This is a genomic window from Nocardia amikacinitolerans, assembly GCF_900215415.1.
Taxonomy (GTDB): Bacteria; Actinomycetota; Actinomycetes; order Mycobacteriales; family Mycobacteriaceae; genus Nocardia; species Nocardia amikacinitolerans.
The window spans coordinates 441,890-462,371 of sequence record NZ_OBEG01000006.1; the positions used below are offsets into that span (position 1 = coordinate 441,890).

Genomic DNA, 20,482 nt, shown 5'->3' on the forward strand with positions numbered 1-20,482 from the left:
TCCAACCGGTCGATGTGAAACCGAGTGTCGGTGACAACGACGGAGGTTTCGGTGAAGCGGCTCCGTCCCACGACCTTTCGAATGAAGTCGCGCTCATCGACAGCGCGATCGCCTTGAACCGGCCGCCGTGCGACCTGGCGAAGCGGAGCTCGGAATCGGTGACGCGACCGGTCACCAACCGAGTCGTCGACTGAGCCAGTCGGTGGTGATCTGGGCCGAGTGGGCTTGGTAGCGGCGAAGCCGGGGTGATCGCGGTGGTGCGGGCTCACGGCTTTTCGTCGCCCAGTATCCGGCCAAGGCGCACAGGAACGCCGATATCGCGTCGGGATCGACGGCGCTGGTCGTTGGATGTGTGGCGAGGAGTTGATCGACGTCGATTCCGTGGGCGGCGATTGCCGGGGTGAGGGCGACGAGATCGATCCACGCGGCGCCGCGGCAGGGCCATGCCCAGTCGAGGATCACGACGGTGCCGTCGGGTTGGAGCAGCATGTTGTCCGGGCGGAGGTCGGTGTGGAGCAACGTTTCGCCTGCGGCCTCGCGGGTCCAGGTCGCCTCGAGATCTGCCAGCCTGTCCAGGTGGCGAAGCGACCAGCGATCGAGGTCGGCGGGAGGCTGCTGTTCGGCGAATCTCCTCCAGCCCTGCAATTGTGGTCCGTAGTCCTGGGCGATGGTCGGCAGATCGGGCAACGGGCTGGGAGTGAGCACGATCGCCAAATGTTCGATCACACCCAGGACTGCCGCCTGATCAGCTTCGCGATCGAGCCGGGGGTGGTGACCGGGCACGTAATCGAAGACCGTGATCAGCCACCCTTGGGTCTCGAGAGCGAACCGCACGGCCGGCGTGGGCACTGTGGACGGCAATCGGGAGGCGGTCTCGAGTTCGATGCGGTACATCGCGGCGAGACTGTCCTCGGTGCTGATCGCCTTCACGAAAACGCTTCGGCCGTCGCGCAATTGGAGTCTTGCAGCCAACCCATGGCTGAATCCCCTGGTTGCGTGGTTGCCGCGTGCACCCGCGCGCCCAGACGATGCTCGACCTCGGCGCGCACACCGCTGGGAAGCTCGCCCCATCGAATCCGGTTCCCGCTGTTGTCATTGCCGTCCATGCGACCATCGTGATGCGGGCCGTCGGATGGATCCAGTTCATTTCACACGCTGCTGCGTGCGGACGCGAGTGTGCCTCACTGTCGGCTGTCGGGCTCGAGCTGGCGGAGCAGGCCGAGGTCGTCGCGTACCGCCCAGTGCTCGGTCAGTTTTCCGTCGGTGATGCGGAAGATGTGCACCGCGTCGGCTGCGACCTCGCGGCCCGTGATGGGCAAGTGCGTCAAGTTCGGGAAGCCGTTGCCGATGTGGCGGCCGCGCATCGTGACCCACACCATGAGCCGGTCGCCGTCGCTCATGATCGCGTGCACGTCGAAGGCGGGATCGGCGAGGGTGGCCGTGAGCCAGCCGTGCAGGGTGCGCCAGATGTCCAAGCCGCGCTGCCCGCTGACGTGGTCGATGATGTCGGTGGCGAAGGTGCGTGTGGCGACTTGCTCGTCACCGGTGCGCAGGAATCGTAGAAACTGTTCGACCAACGCGGCCGCGTGCCGAGCGGCCATGGTGCCCCCTGATCGTCGAACCTTGCGGGCGGTCAGTACCTTTCGGTATCGGGCATTCTATCGCCAGCCCGCGGGATGGGGCCGGATACCCGAGCCGCCGAATGCGATGGCTGCTCAGGGAAGGTTGGGTCGGCGGTCGCAGTCGCACGGCTGTGCAGTGGGCACACGAGTTGACGATCGGTGGGTCGGGGCGTGCGCCCGGCGGTCTGATCGAAGGCGGCGCGTGCGGTTTGGGCCGACCGACGTTTCGCCAAGGGCTGGCGCACCTCGGCACGTCGTCGGATCGGCTCGCCGCCGATCAGGTGGAGCGGAAACCCCTCATCGATCCCACCGCGTGATGGTGATTTCGTTACGTTTCGGCGACGCATCCGCAAACCCGGACGAGCGGTGGAAAGCCCCCTTACGCTTCGGTATTCGGCTCGATCGGCCCGTCGCAACACGTCCTAGCTGCATGATTGTGAGTCGTGGGGCGGGTGGGGAGAGCGGGATGCAGCAGAGGGAACGCAATATTGCGTTTTCTGTTGTGTTCTTGCATCTGTAAGAGCATGATCCAGCTAGCCTAGTTGTGAACAACCGATCCGATGACCGGGAATACCGAATCGAGAGCCAATCATGTTGGTACATAGCGCGTTGGTGTCGGGTGAATCAGGGGTGTGGCGATGAGTGCGCCGACGGTGGGGATGCTGCCGACGGCTCCGCAGATTTTGTGTGCTTTTCAGGGACGGCGCTTCCAGGACCGTGAGCTGTTGCGGTCCGCGCACGCGCTCGCCGAGCTGCACGCTCGGCGCGCCGAGGTGCGCGACGCCTACCTGGTCGCCGAAATAGATTGTCGGCGTAGCGAACTCGTCGACGATATCAACGACTGGGTCGCGCAGGAGATGCCGCAGCACCGCAATGGCGCCTCGCTGCACACCGAGAGCCTCGGCGCCGTGGTCGACCGCATGGCGCGCAGCTGGGTGAACGCGAACCAGGCCATCGACGTCGACGGCCCGCGCAGTGACAATACCCATAAACACTGGTATCACTTGGCCGAACTCGTCGACGGCTACACTGATCTGGTAACCGACGTGGCCGGCGGCCGCCGTCGGCTGCCCGAGCAGTAGCTGCTCACGACGGCCGAACGGGCTACCGCGCCACCGCCACGACGGCGACGTCCCGGGTGGAATGTCATCCGACCAGTGCGTCCGCCCGGATGCGAACGTCGCCGCCCGTAGTGACGGCGGGCGCAACGGGGCGCCCCGCCCGGCGTGCCGCGTGGTCGACTGGCGCGGCACGCCCGCTGGTTGCTCGGGTGCGATCAGTCGGCCGGAGTGATGGATGACGCCGGCGTTCGTCCGGCGCGCCGACGTTCGCGCCGCCGACGGCGGTAGCGGCGAATCCGGCTCGCCAGCAACGTGATCAAAACGAGGCCGATCAGCAGGAGCATTCCCGCGACGATCGCCGCGGCCACCGGGTAGAAGATCGCGAGGGTGACGACGCCCGCGACGGCGAGATCCTCCACGGCGCTGGTCACGATATTGCTGGCAGGTTCGGGTGACGTGTTGATCGCCATCCGCAGTCCGGCCTTGACCAAGTGGCTGACCAGCGCGGTGGTGCCGCCCACCGCCGCCGCGGCCAGTTGCGACAGTGACTCGTCGGAGCCCGCGATGAGCGCCGCCACCACCGCGCCCGTGGCCGGCCGCACCACCGTGTGCAACGTGTCCCAGAACGTGTCGAGGTACGGGACCTTGTCGGCCACCGCCTCGATGAGGAAGAGCACCGCGGCCGCGATCAGCACGTCGGTGCGTTGCAGGCCTTCCGGTACGTCGTCGGAAAGCCCGGTGACGCCGAACAATCCGAACAACAGCACCACGGCGTAGGCGTTGATACCGCTGGCCCAACCCGCGGTGAAGATCAAGGGGAGCAGGGACACACTTCGATCCTAGGCGCGGCTGCCTGGCTCACCGCAGCGCCGCGCGTCCCCTCGCTCTGCCGAGCAGCACCAACGCCACCAGCGTGACCAGCACCAGGAGTGTCGTCCCCGCCGCGGCGTCGAACACGTCTCCCCGATCGGTCTGCCCGAAGATGGTGACCGGCAAGGTGCGCCACGTGGCGGGGTACACCATGATGGTCGCGCCCAGTTCACCCATCGACAGCGCGACAGCCAGGCCGGCGGCCGCGCCGAGCGCGGGCAGCAGCAGCGGAAGCGTCACCTGGCAGAGCACCCGAACCGGCCCGGCGCCAAGGGATTCGGCGGCCTGTCGATAGTCCGGATCGAGGCGGTCGAGCGCGGCCGACACCGCGCTGAACGCGTAGGCAAGCACCAGCACCGCGTGCGCAACGATGACGATCCACTTGGAACCGCCCAGCAGCAACGGGCGCTCGTTGAAGGCGATCAGCACGCCGAGACCGATGGCAACCGAGGGCACCGCCACCGGCAGGTGGAACACGGCGTCGGTCAGCCTGCGACACCACGTCGGCGCCTCCCGCGCGGCGAGTGCGGCCCAGGTGCCGACGATCAAAGCCAAAGCGCCCGCCAGCAGCGCGGTCTGCAAACTCACCGACAGGCTCGCCGCTTGCTCACCCGTCAGCGCCTGCCGGAAGTTGGCGAGGCCGAGATCCGAAGGGAGCGGGCCGGTCCAACTACCGGCCAGCGACGCGGCGACGACGGTGGCGATCGGCGCGACGAACACGACCGTGACGACCAGACCGAACACCGTCAGCAGCACCGCCCGGCCGGTTCGGGTCCACACCAGCATGGTCACTGTCCTTTCCGCGCCGTGACGCGCGCGAAGACGAATCGGTAGGCCGCGTACAGCGTCAGCGACAGCGCCACCTGCACCGAAGCCAGCACCGCCGCGCCGGGCAGGTCGAAGGTCACGATGCCGCGGGTGTAGATCAGCGCGGGCAGTGTCAGCACGCCCTTGGCGCCGGTGAACAGCACGATGCCGAACTCGTTGAGCGTCAACAGGAGAACGAGGCTGCCGCCCGCGGCCATGGCGGGCCAGGCCTCCGGCAGCACGACCTGGCGCAGCACCCGCCACGGCGAGGCGCCGAGACTGGCCGCCACGTCGAGCTGTTCGCGCGGGAGCCGAGCGAACGCGGCGAGCAGCGGACGCACCACGAAGGGCGTGAAAAAGGTGATCTCCGCGGCGATCACGCCGAGCGGGGTGTTGAGGAAGTTCAGCAGGGGAGTGTCGCGGCCGGTGAGCTCGGCGATCAGCGCGTTGACCGCGCCCGCGGTGCCGTAGAGGAAGGTGAACGCGAGCGTCACCAGGAACGACGGCAGGGTGAGCACGGTATCGATCAGCCTGCCGACCACCGCCGAGCCCGGGAACGGCACGAACGCCAGCACGATGGCGAGGAACGCGCCGAGCACCAGGCACCCCGCGGTCGAGGCGAACGCGATGGAAACCGTGCGCCACAGCGCGTTTCGGAACGACTCCGAACCCAGCACCGAGGACCACACCTCGGTACCGCGCCCGTTCGAGGTGACCGTCGACTCGGTGAGCACCCGCAGAATCGGATATCCGGCGACGAGGAGAACCAGCAGCACCGGCGGCAGCGTCCACAGCACCGCGCGCCGCGGCCGCCGCGCGGGTGCCGGTGGTTCGACGCTGTCCACCGGATGTTCGAGCAGTACCGTGCTCATGCTGGCACCTCCGTCGCATCGCCGGTCGGCGAACCGGATGGCACCGCGAGCCAGCGCCCGCTGCCGCCTCGCGAGGGCGTCCTGCCGTTGTGCAGGACCCGCGGCCAGCCGATCGCAACTCCCGCGCGGGCGTCGGCGAGCCCCCTCGTGCCCGCGTCGGCGAGCCCGCTCATACCCGCGCTCCCGGCTCACCCGAAATCCCTGGCGCAGTGGAACCCCCAGCACCGACCGATCGCGGGATGAGCACACCTGACGGATCGGGAAGCCGGATGCCCACCGCGGAGCCGGGAGTCGTCGCACAGTGGCCCGGTACGTCGACCGCGATCGGATCCGGCAATCCGTCCACGCCGACCTCGAGCCGCGTAGACGCCCCACGCCACACGCTCGACACCACGACGCCGCGCAGCGCGTTTCGATCGGACAACCCGCCGATGGTCACGGTATGCGGCCGAATGCACAGCAGCGCAGCGGAATTCGGGTCCAACGCGAGTCTGCCGACGCCGGGCGCGGGTGCATGGGCTCGCAACGTGTGCGAGCCCGCGGTAACCAGAGCGACGCCCCCGGAAACCCGATTCACCGTGCACGGCACAAGATTCGCCCCGCCGAGGAACGCCGCGGTGAAGTCACTGGGCGGCCGCTGCCAAAGATTCTCGGCGGTGTCCACGTCGACGAGGCGGGCGTCGCGCATGACCGCGATCCGGTCGGCGAGCGCCAACGCCTCGGCCTGATCGTGCGTGACATACAGCATCGCGGTGTCCGGCAACGCCTCCCGCAACTGCCGCAACTCACCGAGCATCGTCTGACGCAACTGGGCGTCCAGCGCCGCGAGCGGTTCGTCGAGCAACAGCACCTTCGGCCGGATGGCCAACGCCCTGGCGATGGCCACGCGCTGCTGCTGCCCGCCGGACAGCTCGCGCGGCAGCCGCTTGCCGTACTCGGCCATACCGACCATGGTCAGCGCCTCGGTCACCCGCTCCGCGATGGCGTTGCGCGGCACGCGATGCGCTTTCAGTCCGAAGGCCACATTGCCGTGCACGGTCATGTGCGGGAACAGCGCGTAGGACTGCACCACCACGCCGATTCCGCGCTTGGCCGGTGACAGATTGGTGACGTCGCGCCCGGCCAGCCGGACCGCGCCCGAGGTCGGCCGGACGAACCCGGCCAGCGCCTTGAGCGCGGTCGACTTGCCGGAGCCGCTGGGCCCGAGCAGTGCGACTGTCTCGCCCGCGGCGACGCGCAATGTGAAGTCGGCAAGGGCGACGGTGGACTTGCGGCCGGTCCCGTACCGGACGCCGACCCGGTCGAACACGATGGCGGGTTCGCCGTCGACTTCGTGACGCGAAGTGGCGGTGGACGTTTCGGTGAGCGTGTCGCCGGGGATCATGTCAGCCTCCGATGGCCTTCTCGTAGGCGGCTACGTCGTCGTTCAGGTCGGCGAGGACTTTCGTCCAGTCGGGGCGCACGATCTGAACGCCCTGCAACAGGGCGGCCGGGCTCGGGCCGGAGCCGGTGGCGTCGGCCAGATCGGTGCGGGCCGAAACGGCGAACGCGTCGGGGCCGAGCGTCTGCTGCACCTCTTTGCTGAGCAGGTAGTCCATCAGCTTCTTGGCGGCCTCCGCGTGCGGGGCGGCCTTGGCCAGCCCCATGAAGTAGGGCAGCGCGACGGTGTGCTTGGCGCCGTCGGCCGAGGCCGGGAAGAAGATGCCGAACTTCGAGCCCTTCGAGGTGATCGATTCCATGTTCATCTGGATGTCGCCGTTGGCGATCAGCAGCTCGCCCTTGTCGACCTTGGGTTGCAGCTTGCCGGTGGACGCCGACGGCCCGACATTGTTGACCTGCAACCGCTTCAAGTACTCCAGCGCGCCGTCCTTTCCGCGCAACTGTTGCAGGAGGATCAGCACGGCGGTGCCGTCTCCGGCCTGGCCCGGGGTCGAATACTGGAGCTTGCCTTTGTATTCCGGCTTCAGCAGGTCGTCCCAGGTGAGCTTCGAGGCGTCGACGGAATTGTTGGCGATGAAGTTCAGGTAGTTGCCCGCCACGCTGACGAACCTGCCGTTCGGGTCCTTCCCGGTGGCGGGGTAGGCCGAGGTGTCGACGCCGAGCGGCTGCAAAAGCCCTGCGGCGTCGGCCTTCTGGATGAACGGGGGCAAGGTGACCACCACGTCGGCCTGCGGGTTGGACTGCTCCTTCTCGAGGCGGTTGACCACCTCGCCGGATCCCGCCGCGACGACGTTCACCGCGATGCCGGTCTCGGACCGGAACTTGTCGAAATGGGTCCGGTACCAGGCGTCGAGGCCGTCGGCGGAGTAGACGGTGACCGTCTCGGAGCCGCCGGAACCCGTTCCGCCGCAGGCCGCGGTCACGGCGACGACGGTGGCGGTGACGACCAGCAGGGCGGTCCTGGACAGGACGCGGGACAGGCGCGTGGGGGAAGTACGCACGGTGGGAGCAACTTTCGCTTGATGGTGTCGATGGTCGTAGGGACGAGGACTCAGGCGCGCTCGGCGCGGATCAGTTCGGCGAATTCGACGACCGAGGGCAGCACGTGGGTGGCCCCAGCGGCACGCAGCCGCGGTTCGTCGTGCGCGCCGGTCAACACGCCCGCGACGATGCGGGCGCCCGCGGCACGGCCGGTGGCGATGTCGCTGGTGGTGTCGCCGAGCACGGCGACACGGTCGACGGCGTCGACGCGCAAGCGCAGCAGCGCGGTGAGCACCATGTCGGGGTAGGGGCGGCCCCGACCGGCGTCAGAGGGCGCCAACGTGAGATCGGCGATTTCCCGCCAGCCAAGCGCGTCGAGCAGCCGATCCTGGGTGCTCCTGCTGAAGCCGGTGGTCAGCGCGACCCGCACACCCGCGTCGCGCAGCGATGAAATGGCCTCGGCCGCACCCGGAATGGGCGAGATGTCGACCTCGCCGATCAGTGCATCGTAGGCGTCCTCGAAGGCGCGGTTGGCGGCCTGCGCGCGGTCCTCGTCGCCGAGCAACGCGCGGAACACGGCGATCTTGGACTGTCCCATGGTGTCCAGCACGTACTGGCGGGCGTGTTCCCGCCGCGGCCCTTCGGTGTCCATGCCCGCGGCCGTCGCCGCCGCTTCGAACGCGCGCTGCACCAGGCCGCCGTCGGCGACGGTTGTTCCCGCCATGTCGAGTACGGCCAGCTGAATCATGTTGTCCGGCATCGTTTCTCCTTCAGAGGCCGAGTAGCTCGGCGGTTTCCTCGCCGAGGACCGGGCCGAGGGTCATGCCGCGGCCGCCGGGGCCGGTGATCACCCAGACGTGCTCGTCGGCCTTGGCTCGCGTGACGATCGCGGCGGGATCGACGCTCTGGCTGTACACCCCGGCCCACCGGCGCACGATCGGCGGCAGCTTGCGGCCGAGCAGTTCCTCGGTGACGGAGGTGAGGTGCTCGTAGGGCGCTTCGTCCACGTCGAAGGCGAACGGCTCGGTGTACTCGTGGGTGTCGCCGATGGTGAGTCCGCCGTGCAGGCGCTGCACGCACAGCAACTGCATCCGGTGCTCGGCCGCGGTGGCGGTCTGGGACTGCTCGCGTTCGAGCGCGTCCACCTCCGGCCCGGCGAAGCCGGGGTAGTAGCGGAAGCTGTCGCCGTCGGCGACGGCGGTGGTCAGCGGCTCGCCGAGCGGCGCGGTCTGCATCATCTGGAGCCGGACCCGGCGCACGGGGATCGTCCCGACCAGTTCCCTGGTCAGCCCGGTGTGCGCGGCGCCGGGGCAGACCAGCACCAAGTCGGCCGTGAAGGCGCGGCCGTGGTCGTCGAGAACCGTTGCGCCGGAACCGGTGTCGGTGACGGATCGAGCTTCGGTTCCGGCGTGGAACGAATAGCGTTCGGAGGCCGCGAGATAGGCGCGCAGCGCGGGCAGCGCCTGCCGCGACTCGACGGCGGCGTCGGTCGAGCAGTGCAGTCCGGCCAGATACTTGCCGCGCAGCGCGGGGTTGATCGCGCGCACCCGCTCCGGCTCGAGCAGTTCGAATCCGCGCGCCTCGGCGCTCTCGCTCGCCGCCGCCGCGCTCGCCACGGCCAGTTCCTCGGGGGTGCGCACCAGCGTGATGGACCCGGCGGGCCGGAACCCGACGCCGGGGACCTTGCCGCCGATCTCCTCCCAGATCTCGCGCGAACGCAAGGTCAGGTCGAGCTCCGTCGCCGACCGCCCGGACACCCACACCAGGCCGAAGTTGCGCACCGTCGCGCCACGCGCCTCGGGCTCGCGCTCCAGCTGCACTACCTCGTGTCCGCGGCGGACCGCGGCAAGGGCGTGGGCGGTGCCGAGGATTCCACCTCCGATGATGACCACTCGCATGGGACCCATGGTGGGCAATGGTCTAGACCGATGAGTGTTGCCCGTGCGAACGCCGGGTTAACAATTGGTATAGACCAATTGCGGGTAGGCTGTCGGGCATGGAAGCAACGGAGGTGACGCGCGGTCGGCGTGGCGAGACATCCAGCGGCGGCACCGAATTGGTCCTTCCGGAGCGCTTGCCGAAGTCGTATCGGGTGCGCACCGAGCTGGAGGGGATCATCGACGAGCTGGCCGAGGGCGATCCGGTGCCCTCGGAGCGCGAACTCGCCGTGCGATTCGAAGTCGCCAGGGAAACCGTCCGGCAGGCGCTGCGAGATCTCTTGGTGGAAGGGCGGATTCGGCGGCAGGGACGCGGGACGGTGGTGTCCCGGCCGAAGATGGTGCAGCCGCTGTCGCTGCGCTCCTACACCGAGGGCGCGCTGAGCCTGGGCCGGGTGCCCGGCCGCATCCTGGTCGGCTGGGAGGACGTCCCCGCCGACGCCGACACCGCGCGCGATCTCGGGCTCCCCGTCGGCACGCCCGTGATGCACCTGGAGCGCGTGCTGCTCGCCGACGGTGAGCGCATCGGACTGGAGAGCACCTTCCTTCCGCTGGCGCGCTTCGCCGGACTCCGCGACAGCTACGACCCCACCACCTCCCTCTACGCGGCCGTGCGCGCCTCGGGCGTGGAATTCGGCGCGGCAACCGAACGCATCGAGACCGTGCTCGCCTCCCCGCGCGAGGCCGCCCTGCTCGAATGCACCACGGCGCTGCCCCTGCTGTTGTTGCACCGGCGCAGCGTCGACGAGGAGGGCGCGCCCATCGAGCGGGTGCGCGCCCTCTATCGCGGCGACCGGATCGCCTTCGAGGCGCGGCTGTCGAAGTAGCCGTCAGCGGAGCTGCGGCGCCACTTTCGTGCCAAGTAGGTCGATCGTGCGCAACACCTTCTCGTGCGGCAGCGTGCCCACGCTTGTGTGCAGCATGAACCGGTCAAGGCCGAGAGTGTCGCGCACTCCGGCGATCTTCTCGGCGACGTAGTCCGGCGTCCCGACGAACAGCGAGCCGCTCTGCGAACGCAGCGCGTCGAACTGTGCCCTGGTCATCGGACCCCAGCCGCGCTCGCGGCCGATGGTGCTCATGGCCAGCGCGTACGGCTGATAGAAGTCGGCGACGGCCGCTTCGTCGGTGTCGGCCACGTAGCCGTGCGCGTGCACCGCCACCGGCTGCCGCTGGTGCCCGCCCTCTGCCAGCGCCCGGTGATACAGATCGACCAGCGGTGCGAAACGCGCGGGCTGGCCGCCGATGATCGCGATCGCCAGCGGCAGACCGAGCAGCCCGGCGCGGATCACCGATTCCGGGCTGCCGCCGACCGCGATCCACACCGGAAGCGGCCGGTCCTCGGTGCGCGGATAGACCACCGCGTCGCGCAGCGGGGCGCGGAACTTCCCGGACCAGGTGACGGGCGCGTCCTCGCGCAGCCGCAGCAACAGCGCCAGCTTCTCCTCGAACAGTTCGTCGTAGTCGGCCAGGTCGTAGCCGAACAAGGGGAACGACTCGGTGAACGAGCCGCGGCCCGCCATCAGCTCGGCACGTCCGCCCGACAGACCGTCCAGCGTCGCGAAGTCCTGGTACACGCGGACCGGGTCGTCGGAGCTGAGCACGGTGACCGCGCTGGTCAGCTGGATGCGCTCGGTGCGCGCCGCGATCGCCGCGAGCACGACCGCGGGCGAGGACGCGGCGAAGTCCTTGCGGTGGTGTTCGCCGACGCCGTACACGTCCAGGCCGGCGCGCTCGGTCGTCACCGCCTCCTCGACCACCTCGCGCAGCCGCTGCGCGGCGCTCGGCGCGGGCCGGTCGCCCGCCGGGTACAGCTCGGCGAACGTCGTCAGTCCCAGTTCCACAGCTTCAGTCCTCTTCCTGAGTAGTTGCCCAGAATAATCGGACTGCGGTCCGGTCCTATTCCGTCCCGGCGCGGGCGGCGGGGTGGCGCCGAGCGGGTGCGGATAGTCTTGTCCCATGTCCGTGCGTACCCGTAAGCCACTCGTTCCCGGCACGCTCTCGCCCACCCGAGAGGTGCCGCGCTCCATCGAGCGACCGGAGTACGCGTGGAAGAAGACCGTCAACGAGGGGCGCGAGCCCTGGGTGCAGACGCCGGAGACCATCGAGAAGATGCGCGTCGCGGGCAAGATCGCCGCGCAGGCGCTCGAGGAGGCAGGCAAGGCGGTGGCGCCCGGGGTGACCACCGACGAACTGGACCGCATCGCCCACGAATTCCTCTGCGACAACGGCGCGTACCCATCGACGCTGGGCTACAAGGGCTTTCCGAAGTCCTGCTGCACCTCGCTGAACGAGGTGATCTGCCACGGCATTCCGGACTCCACCGTGATCGAGGACGGCGACATCGTCAACATCGACGTCACCGCCTACATCGACGGCGTGCACGGCGACACGAACAAGACCTTCCTCGCCGGTGACGTCGACGAGGAGGTCCGGCTGCTGGTGGAACGGACCGAGGAGGCCACCATGCGGGCCATCAAGGCGGTCCGTCCCGGCCGGGCGCTCAACGTGATCGGGCGCGTCATCGAGTCCTACGCCAACCGGTTCGGCTACGGCGTGGTGCGCGACTTCACCGGCCACGGCGTCGGCCCCACCTTCCACAGCGGCCTGGTGATCCTGCACTACGACCAGCCCGCCGTGGAGTCGATCATCGAGCCGGGCATGACCTTCACCATCGAGCCGATGATCAACCTCGGCGGCATCGACTACGAGATCTGGGACGACGGCTGGACCGTGGTCACCAAGGACCGCAAGTGGACCGCGCAGTTCGAGCACACCCTGGTCGTCACCGAGACCGGCGCGGAAATCCTCACCCTGCCGTGAGCGATCGGCGCTGCCCTGCTCGCCGCGGCCGGGAGCGGACGCGATGAAGGGGGCGCTGCTCGTCGCGGGCACCACCTCCGACGCAGGGAAAAGCGTTGTGGTGGCGGGCATCTGCCGCATGCTGGCCAGGAAGGGCGTGCGGGTGGCGCCGTTCAAGGCGCAGAACATGTCCAACAACTCGGTCGTCACGCTGGACGGCGGCGAGATCGGACGAGCACAGGCACTCCAGGCGCAGGCCTGCGGTCTAGAGCCCAGCGTGCGGTTCAATCCGGTGCTGTTGAAGCCGGGCAGCGACCGTCGCTCGCAGCTCGTGGTGCGCGGCAAGGCCGTCGGCACCGTGGGCGCGGCCGACTATTTCCGGCACCGGCAGGAGCTGCGCGCGGTCGTCGCGGCCGAACTCGACGCGCTGCGAGCCGAATTCGATGTGGTGATCTGCGAGGGAGCCGGGTCGCCCGCCGAGATCAATTTGCGCGCCACCGATCTGGCGAACATGGGGCTGGCCGAGGCGGCGGTTCTGCCGGTGCTGGTCGTCGGTGACATCGATCGTGGCGGGGTGCTCGCGCACCTGTTCGGCACGCTGGCCGTGCTGGATCCCGCCGATCAGCGGCTCATCGCGGGTTTCGTGATCAACAAGTTTCGCGGTGACGTCGACCTGTTGCGGCCGGGTTTGGAGCGGCTGACCGAACTCACCGGACGACCCACCCTCGGTGTCGTCCCGTTCGCCGAAGAACTGTGGATCGATGCCGAGGACTCGCTCGGCACCATCGCCGACGCCCCGGTCGGCCGCCCGGCCGCACCCGCGGGAACGGAATGGCTGACGGTCGCCGCCATCCGGCTGCCACGCATCTCGAACTCCACCGACGTCGAGGCGCTGGCCTGCGAACCCGGCGTCGCGGTGCGCTGGGTGCGCGATCCGTCCCGGCTGGCCGACGCCGACCTGGTGGTGCTGCCCGGCAGCAAGTCGACGGTGTCGGATCTGGACTGGTTGCGCCGCAGTGGAATTGCCGCCGCCCTGGCCGAGCGCGCCGCGGCCGGGCGGCCGATTCTCGGTATCTGCGGCGGCTATCAGATGCTCGGCCGTCGCATCGTCGACGACGTGGAATCGGCGGCGGGCACGGTCGACGGACTCGGTCTGCTCGACTTGGACGTGGAGTTCGCCGAGCCGAAGGTGTTGCGCCGCACCGAAGGTCACGGGCCCGCGACGTCCGTCGAACGTATCCCCTTGCAGGGCTACGAAATTCACCACGGCCGCGTGACACGCAACGGCGACCCGGCTTGGCTCACGGCGGCGGAGGAGCCGGAGGGCAGCGTTCGCGGCGCGATCTGGGGAACGCACCTGCACGGACTGATGGAGTCCGACGACTTCCGCCGCGCCTGGCTGCGGGAGGTCGCCCGCCGGGCGGGCCGCACGGGTTTCGTTGCGGCCGAGGCGACTTCGGTCGCCGCCGTGCGGTCCGCCCAGCTGGATCTGCTCGCGGATCTGATGGAGCAGCACCTCGACACGAGCCTGCTGGAGCAGCTGATCACCGAAGGCGCGCCCGGTGCGATGCCCACGCTCAGCTCGAGTCTCGACGCACTCGATGTGGCGGATCGGCGCTAGACGAGGTCAGCCACCTTCGCCCCGGCGACCCTGCGCGCCGATCTCGGCGGTCGGCCGGTCGCCCTGCCCGCACACCATCCCGGCCGAATGGAGCTCGGCGACCGGCGGACCGTCCGCTAACGCTGCGGGTCGGTGACCTCCTTCGGCAGCGGATCGCTCATGGCGACACCCGAACCGGTCCACGTGTAGGTGATCGTGACCGGACCGCCCTGCGGCGCGGCGAACGGCTCGTCGGCCACCAGCCACCGGTACCCGACGCTGACCGAGTTGCCGTTCGAGCCCGCCACGTGCGTGAACGCGTAGGGCTCGGAAGTCGCCGTGCCCAAGTACTTTCCGTCGTGGAAGAACATCACGTGGATCGGCGCGCCCGCCGAGTTTCCGCCCACGGCGCGCACCCACAGCAACTGCCCGCAGCTACCCGGCTGGTCGGCCGAGGCCTGCGTGGCGACCCAGCCTTCGCCCAGCCCGGCCAGCGCGGCGCGCACACCCGCCGACGCGGGGTCGACGCAGCGCCCTTGGCCGCTGATGTTGTCGCTCGGCACGGGCTCGGTGTCGGAGGGGACGGGTTGCCGCGATGGTTCGGTCGCGACAGGCGGTGGTGTCGTGCCGGGCGCGGGCGTGGCCGCGGGAGGCGTGGCCGTGTCGCCGGGCGCCTGCGGCGCGGACGTGGTCGTTCCCCCGGGAGCGGACGCGGGCACCGTTGTCCGTGGCGAAGTCGGCGTCTGCGTCGAGTCGTCGCTGCCGCAGCCCACCGCCAGCGCGGCCGCGGCGGCCAGCAGCACGGCCATTCGACCCATGTGGTTCATGTCCCCTCGATTCTGTCGAGACCGTGCCATCGCACGCTCGTTCGTTTCATCGTGGATCCCGATCGGCGCGTTAAACGCGGGAATTCGGGGCATCGCTACCCTTGACAGGATGAATGCGCCCGCTGAGTTGTTGGTGACGGTTGCCGCGGATCTGGAGTCGGTGACGACGACCGGTCCGGAAGACGATCCGGCCGATGTCGGGGTGAGCCGCGCCGCGATCGACGCCGTGTGGGAGTCGGTGCGCGCGTGGTACCGGTTGGGGACCACGCCTGCGATTCAGGTGTGCCTGCGGCGCGACGGGAAGATCCTGCTGAACCGGGCGATCGGGCACGGGTGGGGCAACCGGCCTGGGGACGGGCCGGACGTGGCGCGGGTGCTCGCGACGCCGGACCTGCCGTTCTGCGGATTCTCCACCGCCAAGGGCGTCTCGGCGGCGCTGATGGCGATGCTGGCCGAGCAAGGCGCGTTCGCGTTGAACGACCCGGTGTGCGAATACATTCCGGAGTTCGCGGCCAACGGCAAAGAGCGCATCACGATCGGCGACGTGCTGTCGCATTCGGCGGGCGTGCCGTTCGTGACGGGGCCGTATCGGGGCTACCAACTGGTGGTCGACGAGGACCTGGCGGTGCGGGCGCTCGCCGATCTCCGGCCCAGCTGGCCGACCGGTCGTTTCCGCGTCTACCACGCGCTGACCAGCGGTTTGATCCAGCGGCTCCTGGTGCAGCGGGCAACGGGCAAGCGGATGCGGGAACACCTGCACGAGCAGGTGCTCGCGCCGCTCGGCTTCCGCTGGACCAACTTCGGCGTGCGACCGGAGGAGGTCGATCAGGTGGTGCCGAGCGTGCCGGTCGGTCCCGGTCCGTCGCGGATCTGGAAGTTCTTGGCGCGCAAGGCGCTCGGCGGCGGCATGGGCGGGGCGATGAACGACGAGGCGACCCGCGCTTTCCTCACCGCGGAACTGCCGTCCGGCAATCTGGTGACCACCGCCTACGAACTGTCCCGCTTCTACGAAATCCTCGCGCGCGGAGGAGAATTGGACGGTGTCCGGATCATGCGCCCGGAGACCTTGCGCGAGGCGGTGCGCCCGGCGAGCCGGATTCCAGGGGCGGCGGGCCGAGTCAGCGTGGCGGGCTACGAACTCGGCGGCAGCCGTTCGAAGTTCGGCCGCCACACCGAAACCCATTTCGGCCGCAGCGGACTCACCACCCAGTACGGCTGGGCCGACCCCGCCCGCGGCCTCTCCGGCGCCATCCTCACCAGCGGCAAGGCGACCGGCGACACCAACCGCCCCTGGCAACTGGTCGCCCAGATCTCGGCGGCCGTCCCTCGCCACGAGCCCTGAACCGCCATTGACCAGCCGTCTCGTCTGCCTTACCTGACCGAGATCCACCGGGTGCTGCGCCGCCGGTACGGGCTGGACGCCGAGACCGTCACCGAGATCATGCTTGGCCTGCTCGCCTCCGCCGAGATCGTGGTCGAGCGGGCCGACACCGTGCGGCAGGCACTGCGGCGCTGCGCCGAGGACCCGGCGGCCGCTGCCATCACCGGGATGCGGTTGGCGGTGTGAGCCGGTCGCCCGGACACGCCGTCGGAGCGGGTAGCGGCGGTGTAGCGTACTCGGACATGGAGTCTCGGCGGATCACGGTCGGTGACCGGGCCTGGACCGTGCGGGTCGACGGCCCGGAAACACGGCACACGGTATTGCTCTTGCCCGACGCGGGCGATCCGGTGGACGTGTACGACCAGGTCGCCGCCCGGCTGCACACTTCCGACCTGCGCACCCTCGTCGTCGAGTCCGTCGAGGGACTCGATCCCACGGCGGTACACGCCATCCTCGACCAGCTGAACGTCCCCTACGCGCACGTCGCGGGCCGGGGCGCGGGCGCGACGGTGGCCTGGCAGACCTGCTCCGGTCCGTTCGGACGTTTCATCAGCATGGTGGTGGCCGACCGCGGCCATCCCGCGGCCGCCGGAGCCGACGGTGTCGTCGTCGACCCCGGCTGCCTTCCGCTGGAGCTTCCGGTGACGGTGCTGGTCACCAAGCGGTTGCCGCGCACGGTCGCCGACGCCTCGGGACGCTTCGTCTACGGCGAGTTCCGCGTGGTGCAGGTCGACGTCGACAACGTTGCCACCGAGGCCGACCACGAAATGGCCACCGAGATCGTGCTACGCACCAGCCTCTGGTGACTCGGCCTTGCGCCGGTACACCGCCAGCCAGTCCAGCCAGTTGTCCATCTCCTCGAACGCCTTGGCGCGCGGCTCGGCCGAGGAGAGGAACACGTCGTGGCGGGCGTTCTCGATCGGCACGATGTTGGTGCGATCACCGAGGCAGCCCGACCAGCGCTGAATCTGCTTCACGTCGAGCACGGTGTCGGCCACATCGGCGGCCGGGCCGTACTTGCGCATGAACTTGGTCAACCGGGACCGCAGGATCAGCGCGGGCACCCCGATGTCAAGGCCTTGGTGCAGGCGGAAGTGGCCGCGGCGGATCGCGCGCAGCCAGCCGAAGCGCACCGGCGCGCCGGCCAGCGGCTTCCAGTCCAGGTTGTAATCCCACTCGCCCGCGGCGCTCTTGTGCAGGCTGTCGCCGTAGGTGCTGATCGAGGCGCCCGGCATTTCCAGCATCGAACGGAACCGGCCGAGCGCGCCGATGATCGGCGTGCCGATGGTCCGGTAGTACGACGGGCCCTGCAGGTCGAACCAGGGGCTGTTGAGCACCAGCCCGACGATGCCCGAGGCGGCGACGCCCGCGGTCCGGTTGAGCCGGTCCAGCCACAGCGGCAGGATCAGGCCGCCGGTGGAGTGCGCGACCAGCAGCACCTGCTCGCCCGCCTCCTCCTTGACGATGCGCAGCGCCTCGTTCAGCTCCTCGTCGTAGAAGGCGAGGTCGGTGACGTAGTGCGGGCTCTGTCCGTCGCGCAGCGAGCGGCCGCACTTGCGCAGGTCGAGCGCGTAGAAGCGATGACCGCGCGCGGCGAAATGCTCGGCGAGGTGCTGCTGGAAGAAGTAGTCGGTGAAGCCGTGCACGTAGATCACGGCGCACTCGGTGGCGGCCGCACCGGTATCGGGGAGATAGCGCACGAGGGTCGCCGAGATGTCGCCCTCACCGTCCGGGTCCGGGCCCAGCGGGATGGACCGCTGCTCGTACCCCGCTCCCAAGACATCCGGCCGCCACTTGCTCCCCGTCTGCTCCGTGATCTCGGACACGTCTAGCGAGGTTTCGTTCGTCACGAGACCCAATGTAGGCGAGGTCCGGCCCGGAAAGAAGATCGCTCACGACCTGGAAGGAGGGAGGAATCTACGTCACATTCGCCGGGTTCGTTGCCGGAATGCGATCCCTCGAGGTGCACAATTGGCGATAGGTGAACGGCGGGTAACCTTATCGACCGCCGAGTCACGCCAGGCTCGCAACAATTGCAATGCGCCCCGTCGCAACAACCACATAGCGCCCGTGCCCAGGCAAAACCACCCTGCCGGTGGCCGCGCCAGAAGTGACAAGGAAGTCGATCTACCCGTGCCGAACGCTGCCATGACTGAAAAGACCGATGTAGTTCTCATCGGTGCCGGGATCATGAGTGCCACTCTCGGCGCGCTGCTTCGTCAGCTGCAGCCGGAGTGGTCGATTTCGCTGTTCGAGCGGTTGGACGCCGCGGCGGCGGAGAGCAGCGATCCGTGGAACAACGCGGGCACCGGACACTCGGCGCTGTGCGAGCTGAACTACAGCCCGCAGAACGCCGACGGCTCGGTCGACGTGACCAAGGCCATCGACATCAACGAGCGCTTCCAGGTCTCCCGCCAGTTCTGGGCCTACGCGGTGGAGAACGGGGTGCTCGGCGACCCGTCCCGCTTCATCAACCCGATCCCGCACGTCAGCTTCGTGCACGGCGCCGACGATGTGCAGTACCTGCGCAAGCGCTACGAGGCGCTGGCTCCGCACCCGCTGTTCGAGGGCATGGAGTACATCGACAGCCCCGACGAGTTCGCGCGCAGGCTGCCGCTGATGGCCAAGGGCCGCGACTTCTCCGACCCGATCGCGCTGAACTGGACCGACGGCGGCACCGACATCGACTTCGGTTCGCTCACCAAGGAGCTGCTCGCCTACCTCGGCGCGACCGGCGCGAACCTGGCCTTCGGCCACGAGGTGCTCAACCTCGACAAGCAGTCCGACGGCAGCTGGAAGGTCCGGGTCCGCAACCTGCGCACCCGTCAGACCCGCACCGTCCAGGCCAAGTTCGTCTTCGTCGGCGCGGGCGGCGGCGCGCTGCCGCTGCTGCAGAAGTCCGGCATCAAGGAGATCAAGGGCTTCGCGGGCTTCCCGGTCAGCGGCCAGTTCCTGCGCTGCACCAACCCGGCCCTTATCGACAAGCACGAGGCCAAGGTGTACGGCAAGGCCGCCGTCGGCGCACCGCCGATGTCCGTGCCGCACTTGGACACTCGCGTCATCAACGGCAAGCCGGGCCTGCTGTTCGGCCCGTACGCGGGCTGGACCCCGAAGTTCCTCAAGGACGGCAGCAACACCGACCTGTTCAAGTCCATCCGCGCCGGTAACCTCGCGCCCATGCTCGGCGTCGGTCTCACCGAGATGTCGCTGGTCAAGTACCTGGTCTCGGAGCTGGTCAAGTCGCAGTCCGGCAAGGTCTACACGATGGAGGAGTTCATCCCGCGGGCCGACGGCCGCGACTGGGAACTGATCACCGCGGGTCAGCGCGTGCAGATCATCCGCCGCAAGGGCATCGGCGGCGTGCTGGAGCTCGGCACCGCCGTCATCGCCGCCAAGGACGGCTCCATCGCGGGTCTGCTCGGTGCCTCGCCGGGCGCGTCGACCTGCGTCACCGCCATGCTCGACGTCCTGCAGCGCTGCTTCCCGCGCGAGTACGCCGACTGGACCCCGCGCCTGCGCCAGATGATCCCGTCGCTCGGTGTGAAGCTCTCCGAGGACAAGGCCCTGTTCCACGACGTGTGGGACTGGACCAACAAGGCGCTCAACCTGACCAACGCGAACACGCCGAAGCATGCAGGGGTCGCGCTGACGCCGTAGGTGTGATAGCAAGGCGCGATGATGTCAACGGTTGCTCTCAAACGGTCATGGGCGCAGGATCTCGACACTGCGACCCTGTATCAGCTGTTGAAACTTCGCGTCGAAGTCTTTGTGGTCGAACAGAAGTGCGCTTACCCGGAGTTGGACGGACTCGATCTGCTTCCGGAAACGCGGCACTTCTGGCTCGACGACGAAGGTGAGGTCATCTGCACCCTGCGCCTGACGGAGGAGCACGAGAACGGCGTCAAGTCGTTCCGCATCGGCCGCCTCTGTACCGCCGTTCCGGCCCGTGGCCACGGCTACACCACCCGCGTGCTGCAGGCCGCGCTCGCCGAGGTCGGCTCGGCCACCGTGCGGCTGAACGCGCAGACGTATCTGGTGGACATGTACGCCAAGCACGGCTTCCAGCCGGACGGCGAGGAGTTCGAGGACGACGGGATCATGCACACGCCGATGCGGCGCGGCTGAATAGTTGGCGCGCTGGCGCGAACGGGCTCGTAAGACTCGCCCACGGGGTGGCGGGGAGCGCGTGGATGGATCGGGCTTGTCCCAGCTGGGCCAGCCGATAGGTATCGGATGGGCGGGCGAGTGTCGCGGCTGCGTGCCGGGCGAGTAATGCTTTGGGCGG

22 protein-coding genes are annotated in these 20,482 nt (G+C 69.0%); 9 read left to right on the forward strand and 13 right to left on the reverse strand.

Annotated elements, in window-relative coordinates:
• Nucleotides 1-171: 171 nt before the first annotated feature.
• The 3 genes from CRP45_RS26640 to CRP45_RS26645 form a co-directional block, all read right to left on the reverse strand.
• A complete protein-coding gene (locus tag CRP45_RS26640) occupies nt 172-930 on the reverse strand; it encodes a phosphotransferase (RefSeq protein ID WP_179831027.1) in 759 nt (252 codons plus the stop codon).
• Complete coding sequence (locus tag CRP45_RS34050; protein ID WP_179831028.1) at nt 927-1,106, reverse strand: hypothetical protein; 180 nt, start codon at nt 1,104-1,106, stop codon at nt 927-929. The genes CRP45_RS26640 and CRP45_RS34050 overlap by 4 nt, the downstream gene beginning before the upstream one ends.
• Before the next feature lie 75 nt (nt 1,107-1,181).
• The gene (locus tag CRP45_RS26645) at nt 1,182-1,601 is read right to left on the reverse strand and encodes an ester cyclase (RefSeq protein WP_097247484.1); all 420 of its coding nucleotides are present in this window, start codon (nt 1,599-1,601) and stop codon (nt 1,182-1,184) included.
• A 743-nt stretch (nt 1,602-2,344) separates the two neighbouring features.
• Between CRP45_RS26645 and CRP45_RS26655 the strand changes: the two genes are divergently transcribed.
• Nucleotides 2,345-2,704 carry a DUF4254 domain-containing protein gene (locus CRP45_RS26655; protein ID WP_067782732.1) on the forward strand — a complete coding sequence of 120 codons (360 nt, stop codon included), beginning with the start codon at nt 2,345-2,347 and terminating at the stop codon, nt 2,702-2,704.
• A 194-nt stretch (nt 2,705-2,898) separates the two neighbouring features.
• Here CRP45_RS26655 and CRP45_RS26660 read toward each other — a convergent pair whose 3' ends face one another.
• From CRP45_RS26660 to CRP45_RS26690, 7 genes are all read right to left on the reverse strand, one after another.
• Nucleotides 2,899-3,513, reverse strand: coding sequence for a DUF4126 domain-containing protein (locus CRP45_RS26660; RefSeq protein ID WP_097247486.1), 615 nt, complete (start codon nt 3,511-3,513; stop codon nt 2,899-2,901).
• 28 nt (nt 3,514-3,541) lie between these two features.
• Entirely contained in the window at nt 3,542-4,339 is a 798-nt protein-coding gene (locus CRP45_RS26665; RefSeq protein ID WP_097247637.1) for an ABC transporter permease, read from the reverse strand.
• Between the two features lie 2 nt (nt 4,340-4,341).
• Nucleotides 4,342-5,232: a 2-aminoethylphosphonate ABC transporter permease subunit gene (locus CRP45_RS26670; protein ID WP_097247487.1), complete on the reverse strand. Its 891-nt coding sequence runs from the start codon at nt 5,230-5,232 to the stop codon at nt 4,342-4,344.
• Between the two features lie 169 nt (nt 5,233-5,401).
• Nucleotides 5,402-6,616 carry an ABC transporter ATP-binding protein gene (locus tag CRP45_RS26675; RefSeq protein WP_097247488.1) on the reverse strand — a complete coding sequence of 405 codons (1,215 nt, stop codon included), beginning with the start codon at nt 6,614-6,616 and terminating at the stop codon, nt 5,402-5,404.
• A 1-nt stretch (nt 6,617) separates the two neighbouring features.
• Nucleotides 6,618-7,673 carry a 2-aminoethylphosphonate ABC transporter substrate-binding protein gene (locus tag CRP45_RS26680; protein WP_179831029.1) on the reverse strand — a complete coding sequence of 352 codons (1,056 nt, stop codon included), beginning with the start codon at nt 7,671-7,673 and terminating at the stop codon, nt 6,618-6,620.
• Between the two features lie 50 nt (nt 7,674-7,723).
• Nucleotides 7,724-8,413, reverse strand: coding sequence for a phosphonatase-like hydrolase (locus tag CRP45_RS26685; RefSeq protein WP_097247489.1), 690 nt, complete (start codon nt 8,411-8,413; stop codon nt 7,724-7,726).
• A 10-nt stretch (nt 8,414-8,423) separates the two neighbouring features.
• On the reverse strand, nt 8,424-9,551 hold the full coding sequence (locus tag CRP45_RS26690) for a TIGR03364 family FAD-dependent oxidoreductase (protein ID WP_097247639.1): 1,128 nt from the start codon (nt 9,549-9,551) through the stop codon (nt 8,424-8,426).
• A 98-nt stretch (nt 9,552-9,649) separates the two neighbouring features.
• Between CRP45_RS26690 and CRP45_RS26695 the strand changes: the two genes are divergently transcribed.
• Complete coding sequence (locus tag CRP45_RS26695; protein WP_097247490.1) at nt 9,650-10,417, forward strand: GntR family transcriptional regulator; 768 nt, start codon at nt 9,650-9,652, stop codon at nt 10,415-10,417.
• 3 nt (nt 10,418-10,420) lie between these two features.
• Here CRP45_RS26695 and CRP45_RS26700 read toward each other — a convergent pair whose 3' ends face one another.
• Nucleotides 10,421-11,431, reverse strand: a complete 1,011-nt coding sequence (locus CRP45_RS26700; RefSeq protein ID WP_097247491.1) for an LLM class flavin-dependent oxidoreductase — start codon at nt 11,429-11,431, stop codon at nt 10,421-10,423.
• 115 nt (nt 11,432-11,546) lie between these two features.
• Here CRP45_RS26700 and map point away from each other — a divergent pair, with 115 nt between their 5' ends.
• Nucleotides 11,547-12,410 carry a type I methionyl aminopeptidase gene (map, locus tag CRP45_RS26705; RefSeq protein WP_067782356.1) on the forward strand — a complete coding sequence of 288 codons (864 nt, stop codon included), beginning with the start codon at nt 11,547-11,549 and terminating at the stop codon, nt 12,408-12,410.
• 43 nt (nt 12,411-12,453) lie between these two features.
• Complete coding sequence (locus tag CRP45_RS26710; RefSeq protein ID WP_097247492.1) at nt 12,454-14,010, forward strand: cobyric acid synthase; 1,557 nt, start codon at nt 12,454-12,456, stop codon at nt 14,008-14,010.
• Between the two features lie 116 nt (nt 14,011-14,126).
• On the opposite strand, the gene CRP45_RS26715 is transcribed toward CRP45_RS26710, so the two are convergent.
• Nucleotides 14,127-14,816: an LppP/LprE family lipoprotein gene (locus CRP45_RS26715; protein ID WP_143861546.1), complete on the reverse strand. Its 690-nt coding sequence runs from the start codon at nt 14,814-14,816 to the stop codon at nt 14,127-14,129.
• 109 nt (nt 14,817-14,925) lie between these two features.
• Here CRP45_RS26715 and CRP45_RS26720 point away from each other — a divergent pair, with 109 nt between their 5' ends.
• Genes CRP45_RS26720 through CRP45_RS26725 form a run of 3 tightly spaced genes read left to right on the forward strand, consistent with a single transcriptional unit; the run spans nt 14,926 to nt 17,003 of the window.
• Complete coding sequence (locus CRP45_RS26720) at nt 14,926-16,158, forward strand: serine hydrolase (protein WP_097247494.1); 1,233 nt, start codon at nt 14,926-14,928, stop codon at nt 16,156-16,158.
• Between the two features lie 51 nt (nt 16,159-16,209).
• Nucleotides 16,210-16,383: a PIN domain-containing protein gene (locus tag CRP45_RS33520; protein ID WP_143861547.1), complete on the forward strand. Its 174-nt coding sequence runs from the start codon at nt 16,210-16,212 to the stop codon at nt 16,381-16,383.
• Between the two features lie 56 nt (nt 16,384-16,439).
• Nucleotides 16,440-17,003 (forward strand): hypothetical protein, encoded by a 564-nt coding sequence (locus CRP45_RS26725; RefSeq protein ID WP_067782370.1) that lies wholly within the window; start codon nt 16,440-16,442, stop codon nt 17,001-17,003.
• On the opposite strand, the gene CRP45_RS26730 is transcribed toward CRP45_RS26725, so the two are convergent.
• Nucleotides 16,983-18,047, reverse strand: coding sequence for an alpha/beta hydrolase (locus CRP45_RS26730; RefSeq protein WP_097247640.1), 1,065 nt, complete (start codon nt 18,045-18,047; stop codon nt 16,983-16,985). The two genes, CRP45_RS26725 and CRP45_RS26730, sit on opposite strands and share 21 nt — an antisense overlap.
• A 298-nt stretch (nt 18,048-18,345) precedes the next feature.
• Here CRP45_RS26730 and mqo point away from each other — a divergent pair, with 298 nt between their 5' ends.
• Nucleotides 18,346-19,854, forward strand: a complete 1,509-nt coding sequence (gene mqo, locus CRP45_RS26735; protein WP_097247495.1) for a malate dehydrogenase (quinone) — start codon at nt 18,346-18,348, stop codon at nt 19,852-19,854.
• A gap of 18 nt (nt 19,855-19,872) precedes the next feature.
• On the forward strand, nt 19,873-20,322 hold the full coding sequence (locus tag CRP45_RS26740; protein ID WP_067782375.1) for a GNAT family N-acetyltransferase: 450 nt from the start codon (nt 19,873-19,875) through the stop codon (nt 20,320-20,322).
• Nucleotides 20,323-20,482 lie beyond the last annotated feature (160 nt).